Here is a 5,994-nt window from a genome sequence, read left to right as displayed (position 1 = left end):
CCGGAAGGAAGCAGCCACAGCGGGAACATTGTGTGCCGGGGTGTGGCTGGTGGGGGCACCACCTTAACGAAACTACCGAGAATTCAAAGAGAACTGCATGGGTTTCGCCCACTGCGGTTTTTTTATGCCTGCGATTTGGCTAGTGGCGTTGATCCGCCATCAGAAACGCGCGGATCAGCCGCGCAGCGTCCCGGTGCCCGTGCGGCTGTCGACAGCGAACAGTGGCATACTCCCTCGCCTGGCATTGAGAGGTAAGGCAAGTGGGTGAAATCGACGATCTGACTCGTGAAAAACTGCGCGAATGGCAGATGCGGCGTCTGGAAGTCAAAACGCAGATGCAGGATCAGCCCGAACGCACGCTGGAGCTGTCGCGAGTGCTCGACCTGATGGATGAGGAGCACGCTGCGATTCTGGCGGCTTCGACCGTGTTCAATGCGGCTGAAGAAACTGCGCAGCCGCTCGCGGTGCAGGACCAGCCGGCCCTCGCTGAATCGGTGGCCGGCCAGTACGACCTGCAACTGCAAGCCAGCGCGCAAAACCCTGAACACCTGCGCAAACTGCTGGAAATGGCGCTCTACGAAGTGCAGGCGCAGATCGATGCGGGGGCGGTGGCCAGCGGCACTGAACGACGCGGCATGTCCGGCACGCTCGGCGGCTACTCCTTCGAGCTGCGGATCAGCCCCGAGTCCGGCAGTGAGAGAAACTTGCCGCAGTCCCATGAAATGCACGACGAGAATGACCAGGACTGATCTGGTGTTGTATTAAAGCCCAGGCGGCGAGGTTGTATGCACCCGGAACATTTTGATTTGGCCACCCCGGTATTTCTGCCCATCACCCATGATGCGTGTACGGCGCTGTTGCAGCCCGAGGGTGACGCGACACTGGCCCGCCTGAGCGACCCGGAACTGGCGGCAGTGCTGGTCATCCAGAACCTCGCCCAGGCCACGGAGCAGGATTTGAGCGCCAGCGCAGCGGAGAAGATTCTCGCCAGACTCATTGACTGGTCTGTCACCTCTCGGCGCACCGGATCGGCGGGACTGCTTGCAGAGGCGCGGCGTCTGTTCGATTCGCGCAAATTGTATTTCGGCCTCAATGCGCTCAAAGGCCTGAACCTGCGCTTTCTCATGGCCGATGAAGTCGCCGCGCAGGCATTTCTGTTGCCCGGCGGGCAATGGGATGTGGACTACAAAGTCCGCCATCAGCAACAGAACAACCCGTTCCGCCAGCAGATGGTCACCCCCCGCGAGCGGGAGCACTGGTTAAGCGCGGCGCAGGACAAACTGCTGCGAACCTTCCGAGCCAACCTCGACGAAGACCTGCACGTGCAGGGTTATGCCGGCATCGGCAAGAGCTACATGCTCAGCGCACTGATCGAATGCCTGCGCTCGAAACGCACACTGGTGCTGGCGCGCACCCCGGCGAAACTGGCGACGCTGCGCAAGCACATCGTGCAGGTCCACGACACGGAAATTGGCCAGACCTTTTTCGATTTCGCCCAGGCTCAGCTGCTTGGTCCCCGGTTGCCTATGGCCAGGACGCCGGCGCGTCTCCCGGGCAAGCAGGCGCTGGCGCAGGAACTGAATATCTTCGGCTTTCGCCACCACGACGGGCCGGGCACCCTCGAAGTTTGTCTGCGCGTGCTCAAGCTGTACTGCGCCTCAAGAGATCACACGCTGTCCGCCAGGCACTTGCCGCACTTCCAGCAGCCCTTGACCGGCGCAGACTCGCAAGCGCTGTTGGAATACTCCAGTCGCCTGTGGGTGTATCTGGAAGCCAATCCGGCCTGGGCCAGCCAGAGCGGTTTTCCGACGTTGCTGATGATCAAACGCGCCAGTCTCGCCGGTTGCCGCGTCCCGCCGCGCTACACCCATGTGATCATCGACGAAAGCCAGGATGTGCCGGCGTCGTTGCTGCAAATCATCGAGCGCGGGCAGCAGGTGCTGATCACCCTCGGCGATGAGTATCAGCAGGCCACGGGCGAGGCGCCCAAGCGCAAGCGTGAAGTTCGTCAGAGCGATATCTGCTATTCGGTGCGCTCGGGGCGCAATGTCGAGCGCCTGGTCAATCCGCTGATCTCGCGCCATACGCACAAGAGCAAAGTGCCGTTCGAAGGCGCTCGTCACGCCGACGTCGATATCGAGTACTACCCGCAAGCCTTCGTGCCGCCCGAAGGTTGCGTGGTGCTGACCGCTTCACCGTGGGACACGATGATGTGGGCCATCCATCTGCACGACTCCAGTTGCGCCTTCAGTTTCCCCGACCGGGAAGCGCAGGACGACATCAAGCATTTCATGACCACCGCCATTGAGCTGTTCCGTCGTGATTTCTATAACGCCGGGTCCAGCGAGAAAGGACCGCACCCGTATTTCAGCGACATGGCTGATTGGCAGATGGTGCGTGAGGCCAACCGTTTCGACGAGGCGTTTTTGTGGATCGAAGCGCAACTGCAAAACGGCTTCATGATTGCCGACCTGACGCGACTGAGCCAAAAGATCATCGAGCCGGGCAAGGCCTGTCTGTTGATGATGGCCGAGCGGGCTGGCGGCATGGAGTTCAGGCGCGTGCTGTTGACCCGGACGTTGCTCAGTAACGAGAAATTCAAGGATGCCTACGAGTTCGATCAGCGCATCTGCGCCGTGTACATCGCCGTGTCCCGTGCCCGGCAGCAGCTTTATCTGCCTTACGACGTGGTCGAGTGGATCGATTATCACCACAGCCGCGAGCCGAAATTCCGCGAATCGCACGGTTATTGACCCGGCCAACCCTGTGGGAGCGAGCCCGCTCGCGAAGGCGTCGGTGTGTTCAACAACTGTGTCGCCTGACATACCGCTTTCGCGAGCAGGCTCGCTCCCACAGGCGGTTAGGGTGTGGTTGAAGAGGCGCCGGTGTACAACCGGATTATGTCGTCGATCTCGCCGGACATTTTCATCCGCAGCAACGTGCGCAGGATCCGCTGCACCGGCACGTTCGGGTCGTTCCTCACATAGCAGCCGATATTCTGTTCTTGCAGCACCGCGACCCCTTGCAGCTGCTGCTCCGGCAGCAGGCGCTGATTGATCCAGTCCAGCGTCCACTGATTGCTCACCGCATAGCGATATCGCCCGGCTAGTAGCTTTTCCAGTACCTGTTCCTGATTGCGCGCGTCTTCGCGTTGCAACTGGTCGGCGTCGAACAGCGGTTGCAGGGTAGGGTAGCTGTAGCCGAGAACGGTGCCGATGGCCTGGCGCGGCAGCCGGGCGGGATTGATCTGCGCCGGTTGTTCCTTGCGGCTGATCAGCAGGTCGCGCTGAAACCACAACGGCACGCTCCAAATGTAATCGCCGGACTGATTCGGCAGCCACGACTGTGCGGCATAGCAGCGCACGTCGATGTCGCCGTGCTCCATGGCGCTCTGAACCCGCGCGCGCGGCAGGACGACGAATTGCGCTGGCGCGCCAACCTGGGTCGCCAGACTGAGCAGGACGTCGTGCAGGATGCCCTGGGTCGGTCTGCCGCCTTGCAGTTGCACCATCGGCATCGCCCAACTGTCCGGCACGGCGAAGCGCAACGGCGCTTGCGCTGCCATCGCGTTGAGGCTGATACCCAGCAATGCCGCCACGGCCCACCGCATAGACGCTCCGGTAATTCCCCATCCCGAGCTGATAAAAGCCTCTGCTGATGCAGCTTAGCCATATTAGACGAGGACACCGGATGCAATTTTGCCCTTGCTCCGCTAGCATTAGCCGCTTCTGCTTCCTTCGCTGCGACGGTTTTCGATGAGTTATCAGGTTCTTGCACGTAAATGGCGTCCACGCTCGTTCCGCGAAATGGTCGGCCAGACCCATGTGCTCAAGGCTCTGATCAATGCCTTGGACAGCCAACGGCTGCACCACGCCTACCTGTTCACCGGGACGCGCGGGGTCGGCAAGACCACCATCGCGCGGATCATTGCCAAGTGCCTGAACTGCGAGACAGGTATCACCTCCAGTCCCTGCGGCGAGTGCTCGGTGTGCCGCGAGATCGATGAAGGCCGTTTTGTCGACCTGATCGAGATCGACGCCGCCAGCCGCACCAAGGTCGAAGACACCCGCGAACTGCTCGATAACGTGCAGTACGCGCCAAGTCGTGGGCGCTTCAAGGTCTACCTGATCGACGAAGTGCACATGCTTTCCAGCCATTCCTTCAATGCGCTGTTGAAAACCCTCGAAGAGCCGCCGCCCTACGTCAAGTTCATCCTGGCGACCACCGATCCGCAGAAACTTCCAGCAACGATTCTTTCGCGCTGCCTGCAGTTCTCCCTGAAGAACATGACGCCTGAGCGTGTGGTCGAGCATTTGACCCACGTGCTGACCGCAGAAAACGTACCGTTTGAAGACGATGCACTGTGGCTGCTTGGTCGCGCTGCTGACGGCTCGATGCGCGACGCCATGAGCCTGACCGATCAGGCCATCGCGTTCGGTGAAGGCAAGGTCCTCGCGACCGACGTGCGCGCGATGCTCGGCACGCTGGATCACGGTCAGGTCTATGACGTGCTGCATTCGCTGATCGAGGGCGATGCCAAGGCGCTGCTCGAAGCCGTGCGGCATCTGGCAGAGCAAGGCCCGGACTGGAACGGCGTGCTCTCGGAAATTCTCAACGTGCTGCACCGCGTGGCCATCGCTCAGGCGCTGCCGGAAGGCGTCGACAATGGCCACGGCGACCGTGATCGCGTATTGGCCCTGGCCCAGGCGTTGCCGGCCGAAGACGTGCAGTTCTATTACCAGATGGGCCTGATCGGGCGCCGCGATTTGCCGCTGGCGCCGGATCCGCGCGGCGGTTTCGAGATGGTCTTGCTGCGGATGCTCGCGTTCCGACCGGCGGATACGGCGGATGCACCGAGGCAACCGCTAAAGCCAGTGGGGATCAGCCAGGCCACAGTTGATTCCGCAAACTCAGTGGCTGCCGCGCCGAAGCCTGCGCCGGTGGTCGCTGCGGCTGTTGCGCCTGCACTCGCACCAGTAGCAGCGCCGGCTGCCGAGCCAGAACCGGTTGTGCCGGTTGTCGAAGCACAACCGCAGCCTGAGCCAGTCGCCGTCGAAACCGTGGTCGATCTGCCATGGAACGACCCGGTGGAAGCCGAGGCCGAGCCTGCGCCCGTTCAGCAACCCGCTGTCGAACCAGTGTTGGAAACTGCTGGCGAGCAGCCTGAATTGCCGCCGATGCCGCTGCCGACCCCGGACAGCGTGGTGCCGGATGCGCCGGAGTGGGCCGCCGCGCCGATTCCCGAGCCGTCCGTCGCCGACGTCGATGCCGCTACGCCGGGCATGGACATGGACGACGAACCGCCGCTGGATGAAGACTACATCGAGCCGGACATGGATTCGGCCTACAGCTACCTCGACGAACTGGCCAGCGAACACGCCGCCGATCCGGAGCCTGAACCCGAGCCGGAACCTGCCGCCGCACCGGCCACCGGTCTGGCCCTGCAATGGCTGGAGCTGTTCCCGAAACTGCCGATTTCCGGCATGACCGGCAGCATCGCCGCCAACTGCACGTTGATTGCGGTCGACGGCGACCACTGGCTGATGCACCTTGACCCGGCCCACAGCGCCCTGTTCAACGCCACGCAACAGCGTCGTCTCAACGACGCGTTGAACCAGTTCCACGGGCGCACGCTGACGCTGACCATCGAGCTGATCAAGCCTGAGCAGGAAACCCCGGCCCAGGCCGCCTCGCGCCGCCGCGCCAATCGCCAGCGTGAGGCGGAGGAATCGATCCACGGTGATCCGTTCATCCAGCAGATGGTTCAGCAGTTCGGCGCGGTGGTGCGAAGCGATACTATTGAACCTGTCGACGCCTTGGTCACCCAAGGCTAATAACTGAAGGTGCTCGGCCAAGATGGCCGGGCGCTGTTTTATCCAAGTACGTTTGAGGTGATTCCCATGATGAAAGGTGGCATGGCCGGCCTGATGAAGCAGGCGCAGCAGATGCAGGAAAAAATGGCCAAGATGCAGGAAGAACTGGCCAACGCCGAAG

The 5,994-nt window shown here is 62.0% G+C and carries 4 protein-coding genes and 1 pseudogene; 4 read left to right on the top strand and 1 reads right to left on the bottom strand.

The genetic code is table 11. The features are described from left to right. The first annotated feature begins 260 nt into the window (after positions 1-260). A complete protein-coding gene (locus D8U70_RS27690) occupies positions 261-749 on the top strand; it encodes a hypothetical protein (protein ID WP_177433927.1) in 489 nt (162 codons plus the stop codon). Positions 750-785: 36 nt separating this feature from the next. After that, on the top strand, positions 786-2,753 hold the full coding sequence (locus D8U70_RS00230) for a hypothetical protein (protein ID WP_130928070.1): 1,968 nt from the start codon (positions 786-788) through the stop codon (positions 2,751-2,753). 107 nt (positions 2,754-2,860) lie between these two features. Here the strand turns inward: D8U70_RS00230 and D8U70_RS00225 are convergent, their stop codons facing one another. Then, on the bottom strand, positions 2,861-3,610 hold the full coding sequence (locus D8U70_RS00225) for a transporter substrate-binding domain-containing protein (protein WP_122747108.1): 750 nt from the start codon (positions 3,608-3,610) through the stop codon (positions 2,861-2,863). Positions 3,611-3,755: 145 nt separating this feature from the next. Here D8U70_RS00225 and dnaX point away from each other — a divergent pair, with 145 nt between their 5' ends. Both dnaX and D8U70_RS00215 read left to right on the top strand, forming a co-directional pair. Then, positions 3,756-5,834: a DNA polymerase III subunit gamma/tau gene (gene dnaX / locus D8U70_RS00220; protein WP_130928069.1), complete on the top strand. Its 2,079-nt coding sequence runs from the start codon at positions 3,756-3,758 to the stop codon at positions 5,832-5,834. 66 nt (positions 5,835-5,900) lie between these two features. After that, positions 5,901-5,994: pseudogene (locus tag D8U70_RS00215) on the top strand (YbaB/EbfC family nucleoid-associated protein); the annotation flags it as partial.

Source organism: Pseudomonas sp. Sample_20 (assembly GCF_004307585.1).
GTDB classification, from domain to species: Bacteria; Pseudomonadota; Gammaproteobacteria; order Pseudomonadales; family Pseudomonadaceae; genus Aquipseudomonas; species Aquipseudomonas atacamensis.
Note: the sequence above shows the minus strand (reverse complement) of the source record. Positions and strands in the feature narration are given on the sequence as shown.